Source organism: Rugamonas brunnea (genome assembly GCF_014042345.1).
GTDB lineage: Bacteria > Pseudomonadota > Gammaproteobacteria > Burkholderiales > Burkholderiaceae_D > Rugamonas > Rugamonas brunnea.
Map to the genome: position 1 here is coordinate 271,857 of NZ_JACEZT010000001.1, position 23,190 is coordinate 295,046.

23 protein-coding genes are annotated in these 23,190 nt (G+C 63.3%); 9 read left to right on the forward strand and 14 right to left on the reverse strand.

Features of this window, described 5'->3' with window-relative positions; all coding sequences use genetic code 11:
- Positions 1–794 precede the first annotated feature (794 nt).
- Positions 795–1,418 carry a hypothetical protein gene (locus H3H37_RS01255; protein ID WP_182159248.1) on the forward strand — a complete coding sequence of 208 codons (624 nt, stop codon included), beginning with the start codon at positions 795–797 and terminating at the stop codon, positions 1,416–1,418.
- A gap of 267 nt (positions 1,419–1,685) precedes the next feature.
- On the opposite strand, the gene H3H37_RS01260 is transcribed toward H3H37_RS01255, so the two are convergent.
- Positions 1,686–2,084, reverse strand: coding sequence for a DUF4399 domain-containing protein (locus tag H3H37_RS01260; RefSeq protein WP_182160270.1), 399 nt, complete (start codon positions 2,082–2,084; stop codon positions 1,686–1,688).
- Between the two features lie 63 nt (positions 2,085–2,147).
- Entirely contained in the window at positions 2,148–3,236 is a 1,089-nt protein-coding gene (gene apbC / locus H3H37_RS01265; RefSeq protein ID WP_182159251.1) for an iron-sulfur cluster carrier protein ApbC, read from the reverse strand.
- Positions 3,237–3,371: 135 nt separating this feature from the next.
- On the opposite strand from apbC, the gene metG reads away from it, so the two are divergent.
- The 3 genes from metG (at position 3,372) to H3H37_RS01280 (ending at position 7,492) form a co-directional block, all read left to right on the forward strand.
- Entirely contained in the window at positions 3,372–5,531 is a 2,160-nt protein-coding gene (gene metG, locus H3H37_RS01270) for a methionine--tRNA ligase (RefSeq protein ID WP_182159254.1), read from the forward strand.
- 22 nt (positions 5,532–5,553) lie between these two features.
- Positions 5,554–6,033, forward strand: coding sequence for a GNAT family N-acetyltransferase (locus H3H37_RS01275; RefSeq protein ID WP_182159257.1), 480 nt, complete (start codon positions 5,554–5,556; stop codon positions 6,031–6,033).
- 187 nt (positions 6,034–6,220) lie between these two features.
- Entirely contained in the window at positions 6,221–7,492 is a 1,272-nt protein-coding gene (locus tag H3H37_RS01280) for an HD-GYP domain-containing protein (RefSeq protein WP_182159260.1), read from the forward strand.
- 40 nt (positions 7,493–7,532) lie between these two features.
- Here H3H37_RS01280 and H3H37_RS01285 read toward each other — a convergent pair whose 3' ends face one another.
- Both H3H37_RS01285 and H3H37_RS01290 read right to left on the reverse strand, forming a co-directional pair.
- The gene (locus H3H37_RS01285; RefSeq protein WP_182159263.1) at positions 7,533–7,850 is read right to left on the reverse strand and encodes a PsiF family protein; all 318 of its coding nucleotides are present in this window, start codon (positions 7,848–7,850) and stop codon (positions 7,533–7,535) included.
- 108 nt (positions 7,851–7,958) lie between these two features.
- Positions 7,959–8,378, reverse strand: a complete 420-nt coding sequence (locus H3H37_RS01290) for a YidB family protein (protein WP_229218592.1) — start codon at positions 8,376–8,378, stop codon at positions 7,959–7,961.
- 199 nt (positions 8,379–8,577) lie between these two features.
- Between H3H37_RS01290 and H3H37_RS01295 the strand changes: the two genes are divergently transcribed.
- Positions 8,578–9,240, forward strand: coding sequence for a glutathione S-transferase family protein (locus tag H3H37_RS01295; RefSeq protein ID WP_182159266.1), 663 nt, complete (start codon positions 8,578–8,580; stop codon positions 9,238–9,240).
- Between the two features lie 4 nt (positions 9,241–9,244).
- On the opposite strand, the gene H3H37_RS01300 is transcribed toward H3H37_RS01295, so the two are convergent.
- Positions 9,245–10,144 carry a DMT family transporter gene (locus tag H3H37_RS01300; RefSeq protein WP_182159269.1) on the reverse strand — a complete coding sequence of 300 codons (900 nt, stop codon included), beginning with the start codon at positions 10,142–10,144 and terminating at the stop codon, positions 9,245–9,247.
- A gap of 247 nt (positions 10,145–10,391) precedes the next feature.
- Between H3H37_RS01300 and H3H37_RS01305 the strand changes: the two genes are divergently transcribed.
- The 4 genes from H3H37_RS01305 to panC all read left to right on the forward strand — a co-directional run bounded on the left by H3H37_RS01305 (position 10,392) and on the right by panC (position 13,546).
- On the forward strand, positions 10,392–11,405 hold the full coding sequence (locus H3H37_RS01305; protein WP_182159272.1) for a porin: 1,014 nt from the start codon (positions 10,392–10,394) through the stop codon (positions 11,403–11,405).
- Positions 11,406–11,504: 99 nt separating this feature from the next.
- Positions 11,505–11,714 carry a DUF3460 family protein gene (locus H3H37_RS01310; RefSeq protein ID WP_182159275.1) on the forward strand — a complete coding sequence of 70 codons (210 nt, stop codon included), beginning with the start codon at positions 11,505–11,507 and terminating at the stop codon, positions 11,712–11,714.
- Between the two features lie 18 nt (positions 11,715–11,732).
- Positions 11,733–12,662: a segregation and condensation protein A gene (locus H3H37_RS01315; protein ID WP_182159278.1), complete on the forward strand. Its 930-nt coding sequence runs from the start codon at positions 11,733–11,735 to the stop codon at positions 12,660–12,662.
- A gap of 44 nt (positions 12,663–12,706) precedes the next feature.
- Positions 12,707–13,546: a pantoate--beta-alanine ligase gene (panC, locus tag H3H37_RS01320; protein WP_182159281.1), complete on the forward strand. Its 840-nt coding sequence runs from the start codon at positions 12,707–12,709 to the stop codon at positions 13,544–13,546.
- A gap of 101 nt (positions 13,547–13,647) precedes the next feature.
- Here panC and H3H37_RS01325 read toward each other — a convergent pair whose 3' ends face one another.
- The 9 genes from H3H37_RS01325 to H3H37_RS01365 all read right to left on the reverse strand — a co-directional run bounded on the left by H3H37_RS01325 (position 13,648) and on the right by H3H37_RS01365 (position 23,136).
- Positions 13,648–14,856 (reverse strand): EAL and HDOD domain-containing protein, encoded by a 1,209-nt coding sequence (locus H3H37_RS01325; protein ID WP_182159284.1) that lies wholly within the window; start codon positions 14,854–14,856, stop codon positions 13,648–13,650.
- Between the two features lie 104 nt (positions 14,857–14,960).
- Positions 14,961–15,350: a chemotaxis response regulator CheY gene (cheY, locus tag H3H37_RS01330; RefSeq protein WP_028104141.1), complete on the reverse strand. Its 390-nt coding sequence runs from the start codon at positions 15,348–15,350 to the stop codon at positions 14,961–14,963.
- A gap of 125 nt (positions 15,351–15,475) precedes the next feature.
- Positions 15,476–16,546, reverse strand: coding sequence for a protein-glutamate methylesterase/protein-glutamine glutaminase (locus H3H37_RS01335; RefSeq protein ID WP_182159287.1), 1,071 nt, complete (start codon positions 16,544–16,546; stop codon positions 15,476–15,478).
- Between the two features lie 43 nt (positions 16,547–16,589).
- Entirely contained in the window at positions 16,590–17,186 is a 597-nt protein-coding gene (gene cheD / locus H3H37_RS01340) for a chemoreceptor glutamine deamidase CheD (protein WP_182159289.1), read from the reverse strand.
- A gap of 9 nt (positions 17,187–17,195) precedes the next feature.
- Positions 17,196–18,068, reverse strand: a complete 873-nt coding sequence (locus tag H3H37_RS01345; protein WP_182159292.1) for a CheR family methyltransferase — start codon at positions 18,066–18,068, stop codon at positions 17,196–17,198.
- Positions 18,069–18,132: 64 nt separating this feature from the next.
- On the reverse strand, positions 18,133–19,854 hold the full coding sequence (locus tag H3H37_RS01350; protein ID WP_182159295.1) for a methyl-accepting chemotaxis protein: 1,722 nt from the start codon (positions 19,852–19,854) through the stop codon (positions 18,133–18,135).
- Positions 19,855–19,987: 133 nt separating this feature from the next.
- A complete protein-coding gene (locus tag H3H37_RS01355) occupies positions 19,988–20,476 on the reverse strand; it encodes a chemotaxis protein CheW (RefSeq protein WP_182159298.1) in 489 nt (162 codons plus the stop codon).
- A 29-nt stretch (positions 20,477–20,505) separates the two neighbouring features.
- Positions 20,506–22,725: a chemotaxis protein CheA gene (cheA, locus tag H3H37_RS01360; RefSeq protein WP_182159300.1), complete on the reverse strand. Its 2,220-nt coding sequence runs from the start codon at positions 22,723–22,725 to the stop codon at positions 20,506–20,508.
- 45 nt (positions 22,726–22,770) lie between these two features.
- On the reverse strand, positions 22,771–23,136 hold the full coding sequence (locus H3H37_RS01365) for a response regulator (RefSeq protein ID WP_182152942.1): 366 nt from the start codon (positions 23,134–23,136) through the stop codon (positions 22,771–22,773).
- Positions 23,137–23,190: the final 54 nt, after the last annotated feature.

A 23,190-nucleotide genomic window follows, 5' to 3' on the forward strand; every position in this document is an offset into this window, starting at 1 on the left:
GCAAGCCGTGTAGGCCAAGTCCTACAGAATAGTTGACGAACCAACAAAGAACCTCACCAATTGTAACAAGGCTGAAAATACAACAAATGATGATCAAATGTTCGCTGTGTCGAATTCCGAGGTCTATTCTTTGCAGGTCCGGATCTGAACAGTCCGCCTTCGGCAACACTGGGAGCAGTGAGGCCAGAAGGCGACGTTCGAGCTAAAGGAAATTGCTCAGTGAATCTACGAAAACTAACTTCCCCATTTGCGTCTGGTTTGATTGCCTTTGGCGCGTTCGCTGCGACTGCGGCGGTTGCTTCTAGCGTGCCCGTGGGATGCGTAACGGGCATCTTGGTTTCGCTGGCGTTGGGATATCGAAATAGGTCTGGAATATCGCCGTTTTTAGGCGAGACAATCTGCTGCCTCGTTGTGTGGGCAGCGCCGCGGATGGTGCTGGGTGGTCAGGCTGCATAGATCTTAAATTTCTAATCTAAGGCACCACAGGGAAAGATAGCGTCTTTGCCACAAAGTTAGTATTGAGCACGCTTCGTCATGGTCCTAAGCAAGTGGACGCTACGGTTTTTGCGGCAATCTCACCTGATAGTATCGAAATTCCAAATACTATTCTATCGAGCTTGGAAGAATATCAGGCTCGAATAGGTGAAAGCCGGGATTTATCCTTAACTTTGATTCCACTTCTACAGCGCTGGAAATATAAGGTTAGAGAGTTGTTAGAACAAAAGGTCGAGGTAGATTAAAATTCTTTTTAAAATAAAATATGTAATGTCTTCGTACTGAGATTTGGAAAAGGCATGCAAGATTTAATTTCATTTATAAAGACCATCCATGGTCGTTCAATAGAAATAAGCTCTCATTTGCAGCAGCGATTTTCGCTTGATTCGGCCAAGGAGCCTTTAGGTGGCTTTGCCGCAGTTGGAAATCAATCAATTCTCGAATTTGAACTTCTGACTCATTATAAAAACATATGGTCGCGCAACCATGAAGCTGACCAAGAAAAATTAAAAATTTTGCGCCATGAAAATGGGGAGCGAGTAATGGCGGTTACGAAATCGGCTTTTATTTTATCCATGTCAGCGCTTGAATTTTCTGCCAAGCAAGTTGTTTTAACAAATCCGGCCAAACTTCGCCCAATGAAAGGACGTGTATATCTTTCAAAAATTATCGAAGAAAGCGTTGCTGCGGGGATAATACTAATGGAAGAAGAGAGACCATGGAAAGGCTTGATTGAACTTAGAAATACGGCAATTCATAATAACGGAATTGCCGATGTTACTGAGGCGTACGTAATCCCAGGGGCTCACGATATAACCTTTAATTCTGGAGTTATGGTTTCAGAAAGCTGGAATTATTTTCCTCGACTCCAAATGTGGATGATTGAGGCTTTTGGTCGGTGGTGTGAAGGCTACCTACGATAGGTGAATTTTTTTGAGCGGTAAAATTAGGTTAATTTTGAAGCAGCTCATAAAAATCCGAATCATTAAAATAATTAGTAAGATCCAAGAATAGATGTCGGCTTTTGGATGAGTTTTGTAATAAATGCGAAGGTCCGAAATGGGGCGGAAGCCGCCGCTCACCAATCACTTCCTACCAAGTCCTGTCCGAACTAGTGCTAATAAGATAGCCCACCTCGCAATGGCCAACAGAAATGGCGCGCCAGGCAAACCACGGCGCGCCAACGACGATTACTTGACCGTCACTTTGATGCTGTTGCTCAGCGCCGGCCCGTACGACTGGTGCGCGCCGTTGGCGAATTGCAGCGTGAGCGTGTAGCTGCCGGGCGGCAGTTTCACTTCCGTTTCCGTCTGACCCTTGCCGAAGTGCAGATGGGTGTCATCGAACGGCACCGACTCGCCGGCCTTGATGGCGTCCGCGTTGATCAGCAGGTGGTGGTGGCCCGTGTTGGCGCTCATGTCGCCAGCCGGTTTCACCTCCATGCCATCGACGCCGAACTTGACCTTGAACGGGCTGCTGACCGTCGCGCCATCGGCCGGCTCGACAATCTTGACCGATTGCGCTTCGGCTTGGGCGCCAGCCGCCACGCCGGCCATCAGGACCACGGCAGCCGCCATGCGGCTCATCATGCTTGCTGCGATTTTCATTGCGGGCATCTCCAGGTTAAACCACGGGGTCAAACAACGGCAGCATCAATCGTTCTTGATCACGATGCTGGGGAACTTGCTGGTCATGTCCTTGGCCTTCTCGGACACCTGCACCGCGATCTTGCGGGCGATATCCTTGTAGATGGCCGCCACCGGGCCATCGGGCTCGGCCACCACGGTCGGCTTGCCGGAGTCGGTCTGCTCGCGGATCGCCATCGTCAGCGGCAAGGCGCCGAGGAACTCGACGCCGAAATCCTTGCACATCTTGGCGCCGCCGCCGGAGCCGAAAATCTCTTCCGCGTGGCCGCAGTTGGAGCAGATATGGGTGCTCATGTTCTCCACGATGCCGAGGATGGGGATGCCCACCTTCTCGAACATGCGCAAGCCCTTGCGCGCGTCCAGCAGCGCGATGTCCTGCGGCGTGGTGACGATCACGGCGCCCGTCACCGGCACCTTCTGCGACAGCGTGAGCTGGATGTCGCCCGTGCCTGGCGGCATATCGACGATCAGGTAATCGAGGTCGCGCCAGTTGGTCTGCTCCAGCAGCTGCTGCAAGGCCTGCGTGACCATCGGGCCGCGCCACACCATCGGTTCATCCGGATCGATCATGAAGCCGATCGACGACACCTGCAGGCCGTAGTTCTCCAGCGGCTCCATGGTCTTGCCGTCGCGCGTCTCGGGCCGGCCGTTCACGCCCAGCATCATCGGCTGCGACGGGCCGTAGATATCGGCGTCCAGCACGCCAACCGACGCGCCCTCGGCCGCCAGCGCCAGCGCCAGGTTGACGGCGGTGGTCGATTTACCCACCCCGCCCTTGCCCGAGGCGACGGCGATGATGTTCTTCACGTTGGGCAGCAGCTTCAGGCCGCGCTGCACCGTGTGCGAGATGATCTTCGATTGCACGTTGACGGTCACAGTGCCGGCGCCGGGCAGCGCCCGCAGCGCCTCGGCCACGCTGGCGCGGATCGCGTCGAACTGGGATTTGGCCGGATAGCCGAGTTCGATATCGACCGACACGGCGCCGCCGTCGACCTTGATGTTCTTCACGGCCTTGCCGCTGACGAAGTCCTTCGTTGTATTCGGGTCAAGCACTTTTGACAATGCCGCTTTGACGTCTTCTGCAGTGATGCTCATGAAAATCTCCGTAAGTGATGCAGCAGTCTAGCGCAAAATAGCCAAAATTACAGGATTGCCCCTGCCCCGAAAGTGCGCATTCCGCACATCCGCTGTTAAAATGCTTCTTTTATCCACCCACAAAGTGCATCAACCATGACCCGCAAGCTGTTCGTCACCACTGCCCTGCCTTATGCCAACGCCGCCTTCCACATCGGTCACATGATGGAGTACATCCAGGCCGACATCTGGGTGCGCTTCCAGCGAATGCAGCGCGACGGCAACGGCCTGCGCGAGGTGCACTTTGTCGGCGCCGACGACACCCACGGCACGCCGATCATGATCGCGGCCGAGAAGGAAGGCATCACGCCACAGGAATTCGTGGCCAAGATCGCGGCCGGCCGCGCCCAGTACCTGGACGGCTTCCACATCGCCTTCGACAACTGGTACTCGACCGATTCGCCGGAAAACGTGGAACTATCGCAGGGCATCTACCGCAAGCTGCGCGACACGGGCCTGATCGCGACCAAGGTGGTGGACCGCTTCTTCGACCCCGTCAAAGGCATGTTCCTGGCCGACCGCAACATCAAGGGCGAGTGCCCCAAGTGCGGCGCAAAGGACCAGTACGGCGACAACTGCGAGGTGTGCGGCGCGGCCTACCAGCCGACCGAACTGGTGAACCCGTTCTCCGTGTTCACCGGTTCCACGCCCATCCTCAAGCCTTCCGAACAATACTTCTTCAAGCTGTCCGACCCGCGCTGCTTCCAGTTCCTGCGCGACTGGCTCAACACGCCGGGCCGCCTGCAGCCTGAGATGGTCAACAAGGTCAGCGAGTGGCTGGGCGAGGCCGGCGAAAAACTGGCCGACTGGGACATCTCGCGCGACGCGCCCTACTTCGGCATCCCGATTCCGGACGCACCGGGCAAGTTCTTCTACGTGTGGCTGGACGCGCCCGTGGGTTACCTGGCCAGCCTGAAGAACTACTGCGAGAAAAAGGGCATGGACTTCAACGCCCTGCTCAACGACCCGGCCACGGAACAGATCCACTTCATCGGCAAGGACATTGTCTCCTTCCACCTGCTGTTCTGGCCCGCCATGCTGAAGTTCGCCGACCACCCCGTGATCGACAAGCTGAAGGTGAACGTGCACGGCCACCTGACGGTCAACAACGAGAAGATGTCGAAGTCGCGCGGCACCGGCATCTCGCCGCTGCGCTACCTGAACCTGGGCATGAATCCGGAATGGCTGCGCTACTACATCGCCTTCAAGCTCAATTCGAAAGTGGAAGACCTGGACTTCACGGGTGAGGACTTCGTGGCCCGCGTGAACTCGGACCTGATCGGCAAATTCGTCAACATCGCCTCGCGCTGCGCCGGCTTCATCACCAAGAAGTTCGACGGCAAGCTGGCGTCGTCGTTGTCCGACAACGCGCAGGCGTGGATCAAGCGCGCCCTGGTCACCGAGGCCGGCGCCGAGCGCCAGGCCAGCATCGCCGCCCACTTCGAGGCGCGCGAGTTCGGCAAGGCCCTGCGCGAGATCATGGAAGTGGCCGACATCACCAACCAGTACGTGGACGATAACAAGCCATGGGTGCTGGCCAAGGATGAAGCCAAACTGGCCGAGCTGCACGACGTCTGCACCACCGCCCTGATCCTGTTCCGCCAGCTGACCATCATGCTGTCGCCGGTGCTGCCGGGCGTGGCCGCCAACGTCCGCAAGTTCCTCAACGATGCGGAGCTGGTGTGGGCCGACACGGAAGTGTCGACCGGCGCCGTCTGGAACACCATGCTGGGCCGTACCATCGGCGCCTACGACCACCTGATGAAGCGCGTCGAGCCGAAGATGATCGACGACCTGTTCGACGCGCCGGCGCAACAGGCGGCCGCCGCGCCCGCCGCCAAACCGGAGAAGGCCGCCAAGGCCAAGGCCGCGCCGGCCGTCGCCGTCACCGAGACCGGCATCGAAGTGATCGCGCCGGAAATCTCGGTCGACGACTTCTTCAAGGTCGACCTGCGCATCGCCAAGATCGTCAATTGCGAACACGTGGAAGGCTCGGACAAGCTGCTGCGCCTGACGCTGGACGCGGGCGAAGGCCGCATGCGCAACGTCTTCTCCGGCATCAAGTCGATGTACCAGCCGGAAGACCTGATCGGCAAGCTGACCGTGCTGGTGGCCAACCTGGCGCCGCGCAAGATGAAGTTCGGCGTCTCCGAAGGCATGGTGATGGCCGCCTCGGCGGTCGATGAGAAAGCCAACCCCGGCATCTACATCCTCAACCCATGGCCGGGCGCCACCCCGGGCATGCGCATCAGCTAACCCACAAGAGCTAGGCAGCCGCATGAACATCCTGGTGCGCGAGGCGACGGCAGACGATGCAAAACTGATCGCCGAGCTCACGCGCGCCGCGTGGGCCGGCAAGGTCAGCGTCACCTCCAGCGGCCACCGCGAAACCGCCGTCCTCGTTGCGCAGCACCTGCGCGACGGCGGCGGTTTTATTTTACTGGTCGATGATGCGCCGGTCGGCTCCGTGCGCTGGCTGCCGCTGGACGCGGAACCGGACGTGTGGGAAGTGGCGCGCATGGGCGTGCTGCCCGGCCACCGCGGCCAGCACCTGTCGCAGCATCTGCTGGAAGCCGTGATCCACCACGCGCTGGCGGCCGGCATCGAAGAAGTGCGGTTGGCCGTGCGCAGCGACCAGCCCAAGCTGATCGACTTCTACACCGCCTTCGAATTCGAGCTGGCCGAAGAACTCGAATACTCGCACGCCAATCCGCTCGAACCCGCCCCGGTGGTGATGCGCCGCCTGCTGCGGCGCTGAACACCCCCTTCCATCCCACGTTTTTTCACGCAGAGATGATCTGACGTATGCCCGGCGCCACCACTGGCGCCGCTGGTCGTTCACCGGCGCGGTATATTGCCCAAGACACGTCCACACAACGCCCACACGACGGCCAGGCAGCGCCGGCTTGGCGCGGGCGGGACGCTACCACAGTCGGAGGGGGAACATGGCGCAGGAAATGGCCACGGTGAGCGGCGAGGAATTGCCGGGTGAAAGTCCACACTACATACGCGATGCCACGGCGATGGGCGACGCCAGGCAGGTCGTCACCACGGCGGACATCTTCGCCAGCAACGGCATGCTGTTGGTGGCCAAGGGCGCGCGCGTCGACAGCCGGCAATTCGAACGCCTGACCTGCCACCGGCTGGCGGCCCCGATCGACGGCATGCTCACCGCCGAACACGCGGTCGACCCGCACGAACTGGCGCTGGAGGCGGACCGCGTCATCGAGCGCGACGAAGTCTACCGCCGCATCCTGTCGCGCACCGGCGACCCCGGGCGCCTCAAATACAGCCTGAACAACCTGAAGCTGCCGGCGCCCGCGCAGTTCCGCCTGACGGTCATGCGCGAGCAACGGCCCGAAATCTACCAGCACGGCCTGCGCGCCGCCATGATCGCGTTCGCCATCGCCCATCGGCGCAACCTGGCCGAAGACGAGTGCAACGGGGCCTTGCTGGCGGCACTGTTTCATGACGTGGGTGAAATGCACACCGATCCCGGCCTGCTCAATCCCGAGCACGCCATCACGACCGACGAGCGGCGCTTCGTCCATGTCCACCCGATCACCGGTTATGTGCTGCTGCGTAATATGGAGGGCTTCACGGCGCCGACGGCGCAGGCCATCCTGCAACACCATGAGCGGCTCGATGGCAGCGGCTACCCGTATGGCCTGGCCGGCGACAAGATCAGCCGCCTGGGACGGTTGGTGGCGATCGCCGACGTCGCCCAGGCGGTCATCAAGCGTTTCCCCTTGCCGCGGGTCGACATCCTGTTCAGGATCAACCAGCGCCGCTTCGATTCGACCCTGACAGACACCTTGCGCGACCTGTTGCATGTCGGCCCGGCCGACTTTCGGGCCCCACCCAATGAGGAGGCCGCCGCCGCGCAGGCCAACCATCTGGCCGCCCTGTTGCAGGCGTGGCAGCACCTGCGCAAGCCGCTGGCGGCCCCGGTGGAAGGCGCGCTGACCTTTCTGGCCGAGCGCATGGCCAACTTGCGCTCGCTGGTGCTACAGGCGGGATTCGACCCCGACAATATGAGCGCCCTGCTGGAAGTGGCCCAGGAAGATACCACCATGCAGGTAGAGCTATGCGGCCTGCTCGACGAGATGGATTGGCTGATGGCCGATATCGCCCACGAGATCGAGCGCCGTTCGCACGAACTGGCCGGGCTGTCTCAAGGCGTGCTGAAGGATTTGCTCGGCCAATTGCGGCAATGACGGCCGGGCGCGCCGGCCGCGCCCGCTTCCCGCCTCCCGCTTATTTACCGCTGCTCAGGCAGCTCTTCATGAAGGCCTTGCGCTCGTCGCCCTTCTTGCCGGCCGCGTCGGCGTTGCAGGACTTCATCTTCTCCTGCTGGGTCATCGGCGCGGCGGCGGCAGGCTTGTTGCTCAGGCATTCCTTCATGAAGGCCTTGCGCTCATCGCCTTTCTTGCCGGCGGCATCGGCATTGCAGGTGGTCATCCTGGTTTGCTGGGCCGTCTTGGGCGCGGAGACGGCCTCAGGCGCGGCGGCGAAGGCGGCGGCCGACACCAGGGTGGCGATACATGCGGTAGCTACGGCGATCATCTTTTTCATGGAATCTTCCCTTTTTTAAAGTTAAACCAAAGTTCACACTGCACCCGCCACGCGGCGCCGACGGCGCCGCGCGGTCATTCCAACCACGTGGTCATTCCAACCACGCTGTCATCCCAACCATTTGCCTGCCAGCAGCCGCAAGCCCTGGGACAACAAATCCCCCTCATGCAACTGGCCACCGGGGCTCAGTTGATCGATCAGTTGCGGCAGCAATTGCGCCAGGCCGCTGGCCGCATGCTCCGGCTCCACCCCCGCCTGCTGGGCCACCTGCGCCAACTGGCCGGCGCCCAGGGCCTCGGCCAACTGGCCGGCGGAGACAGGCAGGTTGGTGCCGGTGCCTATCCACGACGCCACATGCTCGCCCAAACCGCTCGCTTGAAGTTGCGCCAGCAACGCCGGCACGCCGCCCGCGTTATCGATCATGGTCATCACGCCCGCGATCAGGGTCCCCTGCGGCGCCCCATCCTGGCTTTGTCCGCCGGCCGCCGCAGCGACCTGCCCCACCAGCTGATCCAGCAATCCCATCATATTCTCCCCAAAAAGCGCTGCGCGGAAAGTGAACGATATGTCGCCATGTCAATCTTGCGACATATGAACAACCCTATGTTACTGTAAATGGCTGAGCTGGCAATACCGATTTTCTATCGTCGCGGCCGCGTGCGACGCAGGCGGGCAAATTGCGCTAGATTGGACAGGTGGCAAGCGCCCGTCCGTTGAGGAGAACAACATGTCCCTGACGCTGTACTACCACCCGCTGGCATCGTACTGTCACAAGGTATTGATCGCGCTGTACGAGAACGGCACGCCGTTCGAGAAGCGCCTGATCGACCTGGGCAAGGCGGACGACCGCGCGGCGCTGGCGGCCGTCTGGCCACCGACCCGCTTCCCCGTGCTGCGCGACGATGCGCGCGAGCGCGATGTGCCCGAATCCACCGTCATCATCGAATACCTGGACCACCACTACCCCGGCCACCGGCCCCTGATCCCCGCCGACTGGAACGAGGCGCTGGACGTGCGGCTGTGGGAACGCTTCTTCGACGGCTACGTGCAAGACCCCATGCAGCGCATCGTGGCCGACCGCCTGTACCACACCCAGGCCGACATGGCGCCGCAACGGGCCATGCTGGGCACGGCCTACGGCATGCTCGAACAGCAACTGGGCGAGCGCAACTGGGTCGCCGGCACGGGCTTCAGCATGGCCGATTGCGCGGCGGCGCCGGCCCTGTTCTATGCCAGCACGCTGGTGCCGATACCGGCCGGCCACATCCACCTGCACGCCTATTTCACACGCCTGATGGGCCGGCCCTCGGTGCAGCGGGTGCTGGAAGAAGCCAAACCGTATTTCCAGTTCTACCCGTTCGAGGAAGCGATCCCGCAGCGTTTCCGCTGACGCCCTAGCGGCGTGACGAGACGACGATGCCCCCCACGATCAGCGCGAACGCGGCCACGTGGTAGCCATGCGGCGCCTCGCCGAGGAAGGCGGACGACATCAGCGCCGCGAACAGCGGCGTGAGGTTGACGAAGAACGCGCCGATGGCCGGCCCCGCCTCGCGCACGCCCTCGCCCCAGCAGCGGAACGCGATCACGGCCGGACACACGGCCACGTACAGCAAGGCCGCCGCCAGCGTCCAGCTCCATTGCACGGGCGCGGCGCCCAGCGCCCATTCGCCGCCCGCGAACGCACCTGACCAGACGGCGCCGAACGCCACTTGCGCCAGCAGGAAGCTGGCCCAGTTGGCGCGCAGGTCGGCCGGCTCGTGCGCGCGCGTGAGCAGCCAGCTATACAGCGACCAGGCGATGCTGGCCAGGATCATGAACAAATCGCCCGCCACCAGCCGCAGCGCCAGCAGGTGCTGCCATTCGCCACGGGCCAGCACCAGCAACACGCCGGCGATCGACAGCACCGCCCCCGCCATCTGGCGCCGCGTGACCTGCGCGCCGAACCACAGCCAGCCCGTCAGCATCATCCACACCGGCATGCCCGAGGCCACCAGCGTCACGTTGATGGGGGTGGAGGTTTGCAGCGCCAGGTATTGCAGCGCGTTGTACATGCCGATGCCCAGCAGGCCGAGCACGGCGAAGCGGCGCCAGTGCGGCCACAGGCTGCTGCCCCGGCGGAAGATGGGGCCGGCCAGCGGCAACAGGATCACGAACGCGATCAGCCAGCGCAGGAAATTGAGCAGTATCGGCGGCACCATCTCGTGCACCATGCGCCCGACGATGGCGTTGCCGGCCCAAAGCAGGGGCGGAATGGTCAACAACAAGGCGGTCCGGGGCGTGAGGCGGTGGGTCATGCGGCGTTTCCAATAAGATCAAACATGCAAGCTTTTGCCCCTGAGCATAACCGATCCCGCCCGATCGCGCCGCGATGGCTCCGAAAATGGGCTGTACCGGCGCCGCCACAATGACGGCGCCATCGTCGTCCAGCCCATCAATTAAAGGTAAAATAAAGTTCAACCTTTTATAACATTGCAACTGTCAGCGGCGCGCCGCCCCTGCGCGCAGCCGCCGCCACCGCCAGCCGGACTGAAAGGAACTGCCATGCGCCCCACCCTGTCCGCCCTGGCGGCCGCGTTATTGCTCTGCCTGCCCATAGCGGGCATGGCGCAGCAAACGGGCGTCCGGGTCTACGGCATCCTCGACGTATTCGCCGGCAGCGCCAATACCAGCGGCGGCCTGGCATCGCGGGTCATCAACAACGGCGGGATGACCACGTCCTACTACGGCATCGGCGGCAAGGAGGAACTGGGGCAGGGATTGAAGACCGTGTTCGCGCTCGAAGGCGTGGTCCGGCTCGACACGGGCGAGTCGGGCCGCTTCCCCAACGACCCCTTGTTCTCGCGCGCGGCCTACGTGGGCCTGAGCGGCGACTTCGGCACCGTCAAGCTGGGCCGGGTGCCCAATCCCCTGTTCCAGGCCTCGGCCGCCGTCAATCCTTACGCCTACTCGACCCGCTTCTCGCCGCTCATGACGCAGTTGTGGGCCGCCCCCTACGGCAGCGCCGTCACCGGCGACACGGGCTGGAGCAACGCCCTGCACTACACCTCGCCCACGCTGGGCGGGGTCACGCTGGTGGGCCAGTACGCGCCCGGCGAAACCCCAGGCTCGGCCAGCCACAACGCGGCCGCCGTGCTGCGCTACGAGGTCGGGCCGCTGCTGCTGGTGGCCGGCGGCCAGCGCGTCGAAGCCGGACTGGGCATCACCAGCGCCGCGCCGCGCCAGGATACCTGGCTGGCTGGCGTGGCCTACGATTTGCGCGCCGTCAAACTGTATGGCAGCTACGACCGCAACCGCACCGACCTCACGGGCCGCCGCACGCGCACCGCGCAACTGGGCCTGCAGGTGCCGTCCGGCTCGGGCCGCTACCTGCTGGCCTGGGCCCGCTCGCGCGAAGACGGCCTGAACCGGCCCGAATTCCGGCGCGATACGGCCACCGCCGGCTACGATTACAGCCTGTCCGTGCGCACCGACGTCTATGCCGTGTTCGTGTACGACAAGCTGAGCACGTCCAGCGACGGCAACACGACGGCGCTGGGCATACGCCACAAATTCTAGGCGCAGGCGCCTAAACTTGCCCGGTAGCAGCGATAGAATTACCGCCCCCGGCGCCGGGCGCGGTAAAATACGCGCTGCTGACTCACCCAACTAGCCATTATGAAACTCACTAAACAACATCAGTTGTACGAATCCGACCACACCCTGTTCATCAAGGCGCTGAAAGCCAAGAACCCTGCCATCGAACAAGGCCAGCAGGAAGGCCGCGCCCGGCTGTGGGACAAAGCCCCATTGTCGCTGGACGAGCAGCAACGCCAGCTCGCCTCGGCCGTCAAACAACAGGCTTACGTCTACCAGAACAAAGTCTAAGCACCCCAGGCGGGCACCATGTTGCCAGAGGAAACGGCCAGCGCCGGCGCGCTGACGCCGGCCGGGGACGCCGCGCTCGCCGTGGCTGAACCGCTGGCCGAGGCCGCCAATGCAACCGATGCAGCCGATGCGTCTGCCGGCGCCGACGGCGCCCCGGCCCAGGCCGAGGGCGCTGCCTTGGCACGCCTGTACGGCGAGCCCCTGCTGCGCCTGCCGACCGACCTCTACATCCCGCCGGACGCGCTGGAAATCTTCCTGGAAGCGTTCGAAGGTCCGCTCGACCTGCTGCTGTACCTGATCCGCAAGCAGAACTTCAACATCCTCGACATCCCGATGGCGCAGGTCACCCTGCAATACCTGAAGTATGTCGACCAGATCCGCCTGTCCAACCTGGAACTGGCAGCCGAGTACCTGCTGATGGCGGCCATGCTGATCGAGATCAAATCGCGCATGCTGCTGCCGCAGAAGAAAGCCGAGCACGAGGACGAGGCCGGCGACCCGCGCGCCGAGCTGGTGCGCCGCCTGCTCGAATACGAACAGATCAAGCTGGCCGCCTACGACCTCAACACGATCCCGCAGGTGGGCCGCGACTTCGTGCGCACCCAGATCTTCATCGAACAAAGCCTGGTGCCGACCTGGCCCGAGGTGGCCGCCGTCGACCTGCAACAGGCGTGGCTAGCCGTGCTCAAGCGCGCCAAGCTGACCCAGCACCACAAGATCAGCCGCGAGGAGCTGTCCGTGCGCGAACACATGACGGCCATCCTGCGCAAGCTGCAAAGCGCGCGCTTCGTCGAGTTCGCCGACCTGTTCGACATCGCCGGCGGCGCGCCGGTGGTGGTGGTCAACTTCGTCGCGCTGCTGGAACTGGCCAAGGAAACCCTGATCGAAATCACCCAGGCCGAACCGTTCGCACCGATCTACGTGCGCCTCGCCTATTCGCCCGCCTGACGGCCGCCCACCGCATTCTTTTTTACGCCCATCGCACCCTAGCCATGAAAATCATCTCCTCCATCGAAGAACTGCGCGACCAACTGAGCGGTCAGCTGCGCACCGCGTTCGTGCCCACCATGGGCAACCTGCATGAAGGCCACTTGTCGCTGATGCGCCTGGCGCGCAAGCACGGCGATCCCGTGGTGGCGTCCATCTTCGTCAACCGGCTGCAGTTCGGCCCCAACGAAGACTTCGAAAAATACCCGCGCACCTTCCAGGCCGACGTGGAAAAGCTGGAAAAGGAAGGCGTGTACGTGCTGTTCGCGCCGACGGAAAAAGACCTGTACCCGGAACCGCAGGAATTCCGCATCCGCCCGCCTGACGACCTGGGCAACACGCTGGAAGGCGAATTCCGTCCCGGCTTCTTCGGTGGCGTGACGACGGTGGTGATGAAGCTGTTCTCGTGCGTGCAGCCGCGCGTGGCCGTGTTCGGCAAGAAGGATTACCAGCAGCTCATGATCGTGCGCAACATGGCACGCCAGTTCGCGCTGCCGACGGAAATCATCGCCGCCGAGACCTACCGCGCCGACGACGGCCTGGCGCTGTCCTCGCGCAATATGTACCTGTCGGATGCGGAGCGGGCCGAAGCACCGGCCCTGTTCCAGAGCCTCAATTTCGTGGCCAACGAAATGCGCGCCGGCCACCTGGACATCTTCCAGCTCGAGCACAAGGCGATGGAAGACCTGGCCAAGCGCGGCTGGAAGCCCGACTACATCTCGATCCGCAAGCGCATCGACCTGCAACCGCCGAGCGCCGGCGACCTGGCCCAGGGCACGCCGCTGGTGGTGCTGGCCGCGGCCAAGCTGGGCGGCACCCGCTTGATCGACAACCTGGAAATCTGAGCCACCCGCCAGCGGTGACCGGTTCCGGCATCATGCCAGCGGCCGGTCCCGGACGAAAAAAAACCAGCCACGCGGCTGGTTTTTTTTTGCGCCGGCGCCGGTCAGCCCGACAGATTCTGCGCCCAGCACAGGGCCGACAGGTGGGCCTTGTTCACGTCCAGCGGCGTCAGGTTCAGTGACGCGGCCAGCGAAGCCACCAGCGCGGAATTGAGTTCGCACGCCTCGGCCAGCGCCAGGTAGGGTCCGTATTTGCCGCCACGCGTGAGCAGCGCGGCCACCACATCGTCCGACAACTGGATCGCCTCCAGCACTTCCCGCATCGGGATGCCCAGCAGGCGGTCCAGCAGCGAGAACATGCCGGCCACGAAGATGTTTTCCGCTTCGCTCTTGCCCAGCGCGGCCTGCCCCAGCAGTTCGGCCAGGCGGCCCCGCACCACGGCCGTTTCCAGCAGCACCGGCGAATAGCCGCTGGTGCTGGCCGTGGCCAGCAGCAGCGTGAGCCAGCGGTACAGCGGCGTGTAACCGAGCAGGGCCAGGGCCTGGCGCAGCGACTGCACTTCGCGCCCGGCGCCGAAACCGGCCGAGTTGATGAAGCGCAGCAGCTTGTAGGACAGCGTGGCGTCGCGCTTGAGCACGGCTTCGATCTGCTGGATGTCGGCTTCCTGCTTCACCATCTGCATCAGCTGCATGATGATGGTCTGGGCCGGGTTCATGCCCTTGGCGTCGGCGCCCGGACGCGGCGTCAGGTGCAGCTTGCCGACGAAAGCGTCCAGCCCCAGCGCGGCGCAGGCGTCGAAGTCGGCCCAGGTGGTCACGGGCCGGCCCACCATGCGCACCGTCGATTGCTTGAGCAGCGCGTAGCTACGCGCCTGCGAGGCCACGTCGGCGCCGGAAAAGCGCACTTCCACGTAGGAGGCAATGGTGGGCAGCCGGTTGCCGATGCGGGCCAGGTCGGCCTCGCGCAGCAGGATGCCGACGCCGCCGGCGCGCAGCGCCTGCACGGCTTGCAATGTGGAGGGATTGGCCAGCTCGCTGGTCCGGATGGACAGCACCGTATGCTCGGGCGGCATGTTGTACAGGGCGTCGGTCGACAACATGGCCGGCACGGCCTGCAGGAACAGGGTCTTGTCGCGCAGCAGCCAGCTGCCGTCGTCGCCGTTGACCTGGCTGGCGACGAAGCCGACCAGCTCCTCCAGGTCCTGCGCCGTGAACGGCTCCAGCGACGACTGTTGCCACGTCAGCTCATACCCGACCACGCGCTGCTTGGGATCGAGCAAAGGCTCACGGACTAGAAAATTGGTTTGATGCATGGTGAGGTTCCGCCGGTCGGGGCTACCCGCGGCCCGTTCAGCAAGCTGTTTTCATGCTTCTTGCGCATCGTTGCGGGGCGCCGCTGGCATGCGCCCCCTTTTCATCACGCGCCGAGCTTCTCGAAGATCTTGTTGAGCTTTTCGTCCAGCGTGGCGGCCGTGAACGGCTTGACCACGTAGCCATTGGCGCCGGCCTGGGCCGCCGCAATGATGTTTTCCTTCTTCGCTTCGGCAGTCACCATCAACACGGGCAGCTTGGCCAGCGCGGGATCGGCACGGATGTTTTGCAGCATGGTCAGGCCGTCCATGTTCGGCATGTTCCAGTCCGACACCACGAAGTCGAACTGTTCGGCGCGCAACTTGGCCAGCGCCATCACGCCGTCCTCAGCCTCGTCGACGTTGGCATAACCCAGTTCTTTCAACAGATTCCGGACGATGCGGCGCATCGTCGAAAAATCGTCTACGACTAAAAATTTCATCTTTGGATCAGCCATGAATTACTCCGTTGATTCTCTTACGCGGTTGTTAATAGTGACTACAATTGCCAGCAAGTTGTAGGATAGCATTTTCGTTGCTTGAAGGCGAACAAAGTAGCAGTAAAACGTCATCCTTGCACGGATTACACGCGCAGGGCGCGCATACCATGGGCCGCCAGGTAACCGAGCACCATGCCGGGCAGCGCCTGCAGTGCGCCCACCTCGTGCGCGGCGCCGATCGCGATCGCTTCGCGCGGCATGCCGAACACCACGCAACTGGCCTCGTCCTGCGCAAAATTATACGCGCCGGCCGTTTTCATCTCCAGCATGCCCTGCGCACCATCCTTGCCCATGCCCGTCAGGATCACGCCGACCGCGTTCTTGCCCGCGCACTGGGCGGCCGAGCGGAACAGCACGTCCACCGAGGGGCGGTGGCGGTTCACCGGTTCGCTCTGCTCGATCCTGGTCATGTAGTTGGCGCCGCTGCGGGTCAGCAGCAGGTGCGAATGGCCGGGCGCGATGTAGGCGTGGCCTGGCAGCACGCGTTCGTTGCCGGCCGCCTCCTGCACCGAGATCTTGCACAGCGAATCGAGCCGCTTGGCGAACGAGCGCGTGAAGCCTTCGGGCATGTGCTGGGTGATCAGGATGCCGGGGCAGTCGGACGGCATCTGCATCAGGAATTCGCGGATCGCTTCCGTGCCGCCGGTCGACGCGCCGATGATGATCAGCTTTTCCGACGAGGTGAGCGGATTGCGCAACTGCGGCAGCGGCGCATGGCCGTCCGCGCCCGGCTGGGGCAAGGTGCGGGCCCGCACGCGCGCCTTGGAGGCGGCCCGGATCTTGTCCGTGATCAGCTCCGTGTATTCGCGCATGCCGGCCTGGATCGAGATCTTGGGCTTGGTGACGAAATCGACAGCGCCCAGTTCCAGCGCGCGCATGGTGATCTCGGAGCCGCGCTCGGTCAGCGACGACACCATCACCACCGGCATGGGGCGCAGGCGCATCAGCTTTTCCAGGAAGTCGAGGCCGTCCATCTTGGGCATCTCCACGTCCAGGGTCAGGACGTCGGGATTGGTCTGCTTGATCAACTCGCGCGCCACCAGGGGGTCGGGGGCCGCTGCCACCACTTCCATGTCGGGCTGGCTGTTGATAATTTCCGTCATGACCTTGCGGATCAGCGCAGAGTCATCGACGATCAGGACTTTGATCTTCATACACGTCTTTCCGGGCTTGTCGCCCTCTTCTTATCAGAACAGATCAGAACAGATCGATGGCACCGGCCACCGGCGCCACCTTGAGGCGGCTGGCGTACTCGATCTCGCGCCGCGCCAGCGTATCGTTGTGGGTCTGCATCAGCTTCTTGACCAGCACCTTGCCGGTGCGGGGGAAGAAATACACCTTGCGCGGGTGGATGTCGTTGAGGTCCTCGGCCACCACGCGGATGCGCTCGACCTTGAGGAAGTTGAGCACGAAGGCGGCGTTGCGCTCGCCCACGTTGATGGCCGTGAAGCCCTTGAGCACGGCGCCGCCGCCGAATACCTTCGCTTCCAGGTTCTCGCGCTTGGCGCCGGCCTTGAGCAGGTCGTTGATCAGCACTTCCATGGCGTAGGTGCCGTAGCGGGCCGAGGCCGACACGGGGCTGCCGTCGCCGCCGCCGTCGGGCAGCATGAAGTGGTTCATGCCGCCCAGCCCGGTGGTGCGGTCGCGGATGCAGGCCGACACGCACGAGCCGAGCACGGTCACGATCAGCATGTCCTTGTTGGTGTAGTAGTACTCGCCGGGCAGGATCTTGGCGGCGTCGCAGTCGAACGTTCTATCGTAGTAGACGTTCGTGGCAAATTGTTCGAGGTCCATGTTCTAGTCTCACGCGCGGTGGGCCGCGACCTTGTGCACCGCGCCCTGGTGCTGGGTATCGAGCTCGTACACGGTCTTGCCGCGCAGTTTCAGCGAGTCCGACACGTAGAGGAAATTCTCCGAGTGGCCCGCGAACAGCAGCGCATGCGGTTTCATCAGGGGCACGAAGCGCGACAGGATCTTGCGCTGGGTGGCCTTGTCGAAGTAGATCATCACGTTGCGGCAGAAGATCACGTCGAACGGCCCGGTGATGGGCCAGCTGTCGGCCAGCAGATTGAGCTGCTTGAAGGTGATCAGCTGGCGCAGCTCGGGCCGCACCCGCACCAGGCCTTCGCGCTCCCCCTTCCCCTTGAGGAAGAAGCGGCGCTGGCGCTCGGGCGACATTTTCTCGATGCGGTCCATGCTGTAGACGCCGTTGGCGCCCGTGGCCAGCACGTTGGTGTCGATGTCGGTGGCGATGATCTGGCACGGCGGCGTGAGCGTGTTGAACGCCTCGCACATGGTCATGGCGATCGAATACGGTTCCTCGCCGGTGGAACTGGCCGAGCACCAGATGGTGATCGGCCCCTGCAGGTGCTTGACATGCTCGGCCAGCAGCGGGAAGTGGTGGGCCTCGCGGAAGAACGACGTCAGGTTGGTGGTCAGCGCATTGGTGAACGCTTCCCACTCCTCGCCCAGGCGGCCCGCTTCCAGGTCGTCCAGGTATTTGCCGAAACTGTCGATGCCGGTGGCGCGCAAACGCCGCGCCAGCCGGCTGTACACCATCTCCTGCTTGCTGTCGGCCAGCGAGATGCCGGCCCGTTTGTAGATCAGGCCACGGACCCGTTCAAAGTCCCTGGCGTTGAAATCAAACTCCTTGACGGTGTCTTTACCATTCGGCATTTGTTTTACCCTTCACTGAATCCTGCAACAATGCCTGACCTGCTATGCCGGTAGCCGGCCTGGCTTAAAACTCTTCCCAGTCGTCGCCAGGCGCCGAGGCGGCCAGCTTCTTGGGGGCGGCCGGACGGGCCGTGACAGCGGGACGCACCGGGGCCGCAGCCACGGTGGGACGCGGTGCGGGCGCGGCCATGGCCGGCGCCGGCGCGCGCACGGCCACGGCCGGACGACGGGCCTGGTCCTCATGCGACAGCTTGAAGATGCTGACCGCTTCGGCCAGGTTGTGGGCCTGCTCCTGCATGCTCTCGGCGGCGGCGGCGGCTTGCTCCACTAGGGCCGCGTTCTGCTGCGTCATCTCGTCCATCTGGGTGATGGCCTGGTTCACTTCCTCGATGCCGTTGCTCTGCTCCTGGGTGGCGGCCGTGATTTCGCCCATGATGTCGGCCACCTGCTTGATCGAGGTGACGATCAGGTCCATGGTCTGGCCAGCCTCGTCCACCAGTTTGCTGCCGGCATCGACCTTGTTCACCGAGTCGCCGATCAGTTCCTTGATCTCCTTGGCGGCGCCGGCCGAGCGCTGGGCCAGGTTGCGCACCTCGGACGCCACCACGGCGAAGCCGCGGCCCTGCTCGCCCGCGCGGGCCGCTTCCACGGCCGCGTTCAGGGCCAGAATGTTGGTCTGGAAGGCGATGCCGTCGATCACGCCGATGATGTCGAAGATCTTGCGCGACGATTCCTTGATCGAACCCATGGTGTCGACCACCTGCGACACCACGGTGCCGCCCTTCTCCGCCACCGACGAGGCCGACACGGCCAGCTGGTTGGCCTGGCGTGCGTTGTCCGCGTTCTGCTTCACGGTGGAGGTCAGTTCCTCCATCGAGCTGGCCGTTTCCTCCAGCGAGCTGGCCTGCGCTTCCGTGCGCGAGGACAGGTCGGCGTTGCCCGAGGCGATTTCCTGCGAGGCCACGGTGATGGTCTCGGTGCCGGCGCGCACTTCGCCCACGGTCTTGACCAGGCTTTCGTTCATGTCCTTGAGCGCCTGCAGCAGCGCGCTGGTTTCATCCTTGCCTTCCACCGTCACCTGCGAGGTCAGTTCGCCGGCGGCCACTTTCTGGGCCACGGCCACGGCACCCGACAGCGGCACGGTGATGGAACGGGTGATGATCAGCGCGCAGGTCACGCCCAGCGCCACGGCCACGGCGCCCAGGCCGAACAGCATGAACATCAGCTGGGTGTCGGCCGAGACGGAACTGTCCATCACTTCCTTGGCGGCGGCCTGCTGGATGTCGACCACCTTGTTCAACAGGGCCAGCGTCTGCTGGTTCAGCGGGTCGATGCGGCTGGCGATCACCTTGGCCGCGCCCTCGCTGTTAAAGGCCAGCACCTGGCCGATGGCTTCCTTGAAGGCGGCGTCGGTGTCGGCGTCCAGCGTGGCGATGTCGCCCAGGATCTTCTTTTCGGCATCCGTCAGGCCCAGGCTCTTGAGCTGGCCGATGGCCGTCTCATACACCTTGCGCTGGTCCTTGACCTTCGCTTCCTCTTTCTGCATCAGGCTCACGTCCGACTGCAGGCCGATGTTGCGCATCGCGATGCCGGTCTCCAGCATCGAGCTCTTCATGATGGCCGCCTGCAGGCTCTTGGCGGTCGACAGCTGCAAGCCCTTGGTCAGCTTGGCCTTGTTGCTGTAGTTGAGGAAGTTGGCCGACAACACCATGGCCACCAGGATCAGCAGGATGACGCCGAAACCAGCCATCAACCGGGACCCAATCTTAACGTCGCGTAAATTCATTTCAGTTCTCCCCTTGTGCCTGCTCATTTTTGTGCGCCCCGCTGCGCTGGGGCGCGGTGCCGTACTCCAGCTCTCTGCGGAGCGTCGACGGCCTTGTTTCTGTTGCCGCTTGCGCGGCGCCTGTGCACCGGCCTCAGGCGGCCAGCGACTCGATCAATCCCATCTCCGGGCTGGCCATCAATTTATCGATGTCCACCAGGATCAGCATGCGCTCGTCGATCGTGCCCAGCCCGATCATGTACTCGGTGCTGAACGCGGTCCCCATTTCGGGCGCCGGTTTGACCTGCTCCGGCGTCAACGTCGTCACGTCCGACACCGAATCGACCACCATGCCGACGATACGTCCGCCGATGTTCAGGATGATCACCACGGTAAATTGGTCGTAGACCGGGGTGCCCAGGTTGAACTTGATGCGCATGTCCACTACCGGAATGATGATGCCGCGCAGATTAATCACACCCTTGATGAATTCCGGTGCGTTGGCGATCCGGGTCACGGCCTCGTAGCCGCGGATCTCCTGCACCTTCAGGATGTCGATGCCGTACTCCTCCTTGCCCAGCGTGAAAGCCAGGAATTCGTGGCCGGCGATCTCTTTTGCTCCTATGGTAAGCGCTTCCGCCATGATGCGTCCCTATTTATATGTCAAAGAATTCATGAAAAGATCGATTCGTCGGCCAGTTGGCGCGACGAGCGTATCAAGGCCGCCACATCGAGGATCAGCGACACGCCGCCGTCGCCCAGGATGGTGGCGCCGGAAATGCCGGCCACCTTGCGATAATTCGATTCCAGGTTCTTGACCACCACCTGCTGCTGCCCCACCAGGTCGTCGATGAACAGGCCCGCCTTGCGCCCTTCGGTCTCGATGATGACGACGATGCCCTCGGACGGGCAGGTGTAGCGCGGCGTGATGTCGAACATCTGGTACAGCGGCACCAGCGGCAGGTATTCGCCGCGCACCTTGACCACCTTGCCCTTGCCGCTGATCTCCTTGACGTCTTCCGGCGCCGGCTGCAGCGATTCGATCACGAAGCCCAGCGGCAGGATGTAGACTTCCTCGCCGACCCGGATCGACATGCCGTCCAGGATCGCCAGCGTGAGCGGCAGCGAGATCGAGATGGTGGTGCCATAGCCCTTGGCCGAGCGGATGTCGACCACCCCGCCCATGGCCGTGATGTTGCGCTTGACGACGTCCATGCCGACCCCGCGGCCGGACACGTCCGTCACCTGTTCGGCGGTGGAGAAGCCGGGCGCGAAGATCAGCTGCCAGACGTCGGCGTCGGCCATGGCGTCGCTCACGGGCAGGCCGTTCTGCATGGCCTTGGCCAGGATCTTCTCGCGGTTCAGGCCGCCGCCGTCGTCCGACACTTCGATGATGATGTTGCCGCCCTGGTGGCTGGCCGACAGGAACAGCCGGCCGGCGTCGGCCTTGCCGGCTGCGCGCCGCACGTCGGGCATCTCGATGCCGTGGTCGATGCTGTTGCGCACCAGGTGGGTGAGCGGGTCGACAATGCGTTCGATCAGGCCCTTGTCCAGTTCGGTGGCCGCGCCGTTGGTGATGAAATCGACTTTCTTGCCCAGCTTGGCCGCCAGGTCGCGCACCATGCGCGGGAAGCGCGAGAACACGAAGTCCATCGGCATCATGCGGATCGACATCACCGCTTCCTGCAGGTCGCGGGTGTTGCGCGTGAGCTGGCTGACGCTGTTGAGCAGGCGCTCGTGCACCATCGGGTCCAGCGTGTCCACGCGCTGCTCGATCATGGCCTGGGTGATCACCAGTTCGCCCACCAGGTTGATCAGCTGGTCAACCTTCTCGATCGACACGCGGATCGAGGACGACTCGGCGCCCGGGGCGGAGGCGGCCTTCTCCTCCTTCTTGCCGGGCTTTTTCTCGTGCTCGTCGTGGTGCGGCTGGGCCGCCACCACGGGCGCCGCTTCCGGCGGCAGGCCGGCGGCGGTGCGGATCTGTTCGAGCGGCTGGAAGAAGCCATAGCCGCGCGCGTCGTCCGCCCCTTCGGCGGCGGCGGCGCGGATCTCCTCGAGCGGCTGGAAGAAGCCGTAGCCCTGGCCCTGCCCCGCAGGCGCCGGCGCGGCCGGGGTCAGGTCGACCGGGTCGAAGAAACCGTAGCCCAGCGCGTCCTCCGTTTTGGCCCGCTCGGCCTGCTCCAGGCTGGCCTGCTCGGGCGTCAAGGCCGGCAGCTCCGTAACCACCATCTGGTCCGGATTGAGCACGAACGAACAGATGGCGATGATGTCGTCCAGGCTCTCGTGGGTGGTGACCACCATGGCGTTGCGGTCATGGTCGAGCGGGGTGATGGCCACGTGGCCCATCAAGCCCAGCTCCGCACCCAGCGCCGTCACTTCACGGTGCGCCATGGCCGGCAGTTCCAGCCGGTAGCGGCGTCCGCCGCTGTGGTCCACGGCGGCCGCGTCGGGCGCGCTGTTGTGGAACGAAGGCGCGATGTGGGCCAGCGCGGCCACCGGCGCGTCCTGCGACAGCGATTGCAGCATCATGCGCACGTCGGCCACGGCGTCCTGGTCCACCTCGGCGCCGTGGCGGTGGCCGTCCAGTTGCATCTTGAGGATGTCCTTGGCGGCCAGGAAGGCGTCCACGTGCTCGGAGGTGAGCGCCATCTCGCCCTTGCGCACGCGGTCGAGCAGCGTCTCCAGGATGTGGGTCACTTCCGTCATGTCAGTCACGCCGAACGTGGAGGCGCCGCCCTTGACGGAATGGGCGGTGCGGAAGATCGCGTTCAGGTCCTCGGCGTCGGGTGCGTCGATGTCCACGGCCAGCAGCAGCCGCTCCATTTCAGCCAGCAGTTCCTCGGCCTCATCGAAGAAGACCTGGAAAAACTGGCTAATATCGATGGTCATGGTGAGACTCCGTGAAGTTCGCTTTGCATCAGTGCACTCGCTTCATCAGCCGATGACCTTTTTCACAACCTCGATCAGGCGCTGCGGGTCGAATGGCTTGACCAGCCAGCCATTGGCGCCCGCGGCGCGCCCCTTGGACTTCATTTCGTCGGACGATTCCGTGGTCAGCATCAGGATAGGCACCTTCTGGTAAGCGGGCAGCTCACGCAGCAGCTTGATCAGTTGCAGGCCGTCCATGCGCGGCATGTTCTGGTCGGTCAGCACCAGGTCCACGGTTTGCAGCTTGGCTTTTTCCAGACCGTCCTGGCCATCGACCGCCTCCACCACCTGGTAGCCGGCAGCCTTGAGGCTGAAGGCCACCATCTGGCGCAGGGAACTGGAATCATCAACTGCAAGTATTGTTTTAGCCATCTTTGCTCTCACTCTTCAATTCCGGGGACGGGCCCCTCTTTTTTAAATCGATCA

Bases quoted from the DNA above. Each gene is read 5' to 3' on its own strand.
- H3H37_RS01255 (WP_182159248.1), top strand. From the start codon at position 795: ATGCAAGATTTAATTTCATTTATAAAGACCATCCATGGTCGTTCAATA.
- H3H37_RS01260 (WP_182160270.1), bottom strand. From the start codon at position 2,084: ATGATGAGCCGCATGGCGGCTGCCGTGGTCCTGATGGCCGGCGTGGCG.
- apbC (WP_182159251.1), bottom strand. From the start codon at position 3,236: ATGAGCATCACTGCAGAAGACGTCAAAGCGGCATTGTCAAAAGTGCTT.
- metG (WP_182159254.1), top strand. From the start codon at position 3,372: ATGACCCGCAAGCTGTTCGTCACCACTGCCCTGCCTTATGCCAACGCC.
- H3H37_RS01275 (WP_182159257.1), top strand. From the start codon at position 5,554: ATGAACATCCTGGTGCGCGAGGCGACGGCAGACGATGCAAAACTGATC.
- H3H37_RS01280 (WP_182159260.1), top strand. From the start codon at position 6,221: ATGGCGCAGGAAATGGCCACGGTGAGCGGCGAGGAATTGCCGGGTGAA.
- H3H37_RS01285 (WP_182159263.1), bottom strand. From the start codon at position 7,850: ATGAAAAAGATGATCGCCGTAGCTACCGCATGTATCGCCACCCTGGTG.
- H3H37_RS01290 (WP_229218592.1), bottom strand. From the start codon at position 8,378: ATGATGGGATTGCTGGATCAGCTGGTGGGGCAGGTCGCTGCGGCGGCC.
- H3H37_RS01295 (WP_182159266.1), top strand. From the start codon at position 8,578: ATGTCCCTGACGCTGTACTACCACCCGCTGGCATCGTACTGTCACAAG.
- H3H37_RS01300 (WP_182159269.1), bottom strand. From the start codon at position 10,144: ATGACCCACCGCCTCACGCCCCGGACCGCCTTGTTGTTGACCATTCCG.
- H3H37_RS01305 (WP_182159272.1), top strand. From the start codon at position 10,392: ATGCGCCCCACCCTGTCCGCCCTGGCGGCCGCGTTATTGCTCTGCCTG.
- H3H37_RS01310 (WP_182159275.1), top strand. From the start codon at position 11,505: ATGAAACTCACTAAACAACATCAGTTGTACGAATCCGACCACACCCTG.
- H3H37_RS01315 (WP_182159278.1), top strand. From the start codon at position 11,733: ATGTTGCCAGAGGAAACGGCCAGCGCCGGCGCGCTGACGCCGGCCGGG.
- panC (WP_182159281.1), top strand. From the start codon at position 12,707: ATGAAAATCATCTCCTCCATCGAAGAACTGCGCGACCAACTGAGCGGT.
- H3H37_RS01325 (WP_182159284.1), bottom strand. From the start codon at position 14,856: ATGCATCAAACCAATTTTCTAGTCCGTGAGCCTTTGCTCGATCCCAAG.
- cheY (WP_028104141.1), bottom strand. From the start codon at position 15,350: ATGGCTGATCCAAAGATGAAATTTTTAGTCGTAGACGATTTTTCGACG.
- H3H37_RS01335 (WP_182159287.1), bottom strand. From the start codon at position 16,546: ATGAAGATCAAAGTCCTGATCGTCGATGACTCTGCGCTGATCCGCAAG.
- cheD (WP_182159289.1), bottom strand. From the start codon at position 17,186: ATGGACCTCGAACAATTTGCCACGAACGTCTACTACGATAGAACGTTC.
- H3H37_RS01345 (WP_182159292.1), bottom strand. From the start codon at position 18,068: ATGCCGAATGGTAAAGACACCGTCAAGGAGTTTGATTTCAACGCCAGG.
- H3H37_RS01350 (WP_182159295.1), bottom strand. From the start codon at position 19,854: ATGAATTTACGCGACGTTAAGATTGGGTCCCGGTTGATGGCTGGTTTC.
- H3H37_RS01355 (WP_182159298.1), bottom strand. From the start codon at position 20,476: ATGGCGGAAGCGCTTACCATAGGAGCAAAAGAGATCGCCGGCCACGAA.
- cheA (WP_182159300.1), bottom strand. From the start codon at position 22,725: ATGACCATCGATATTAGCCAGTTTTTCCAGGTCTTCTTCGATGAGGCC.
- H3H37_RS01365 (WP_182152942.1), bottom strand. From the start codon at position 23,136: ATGGCTAAAACAATACTTGCAGTTGATGATTCCAGTTCCCTGCGCCAG.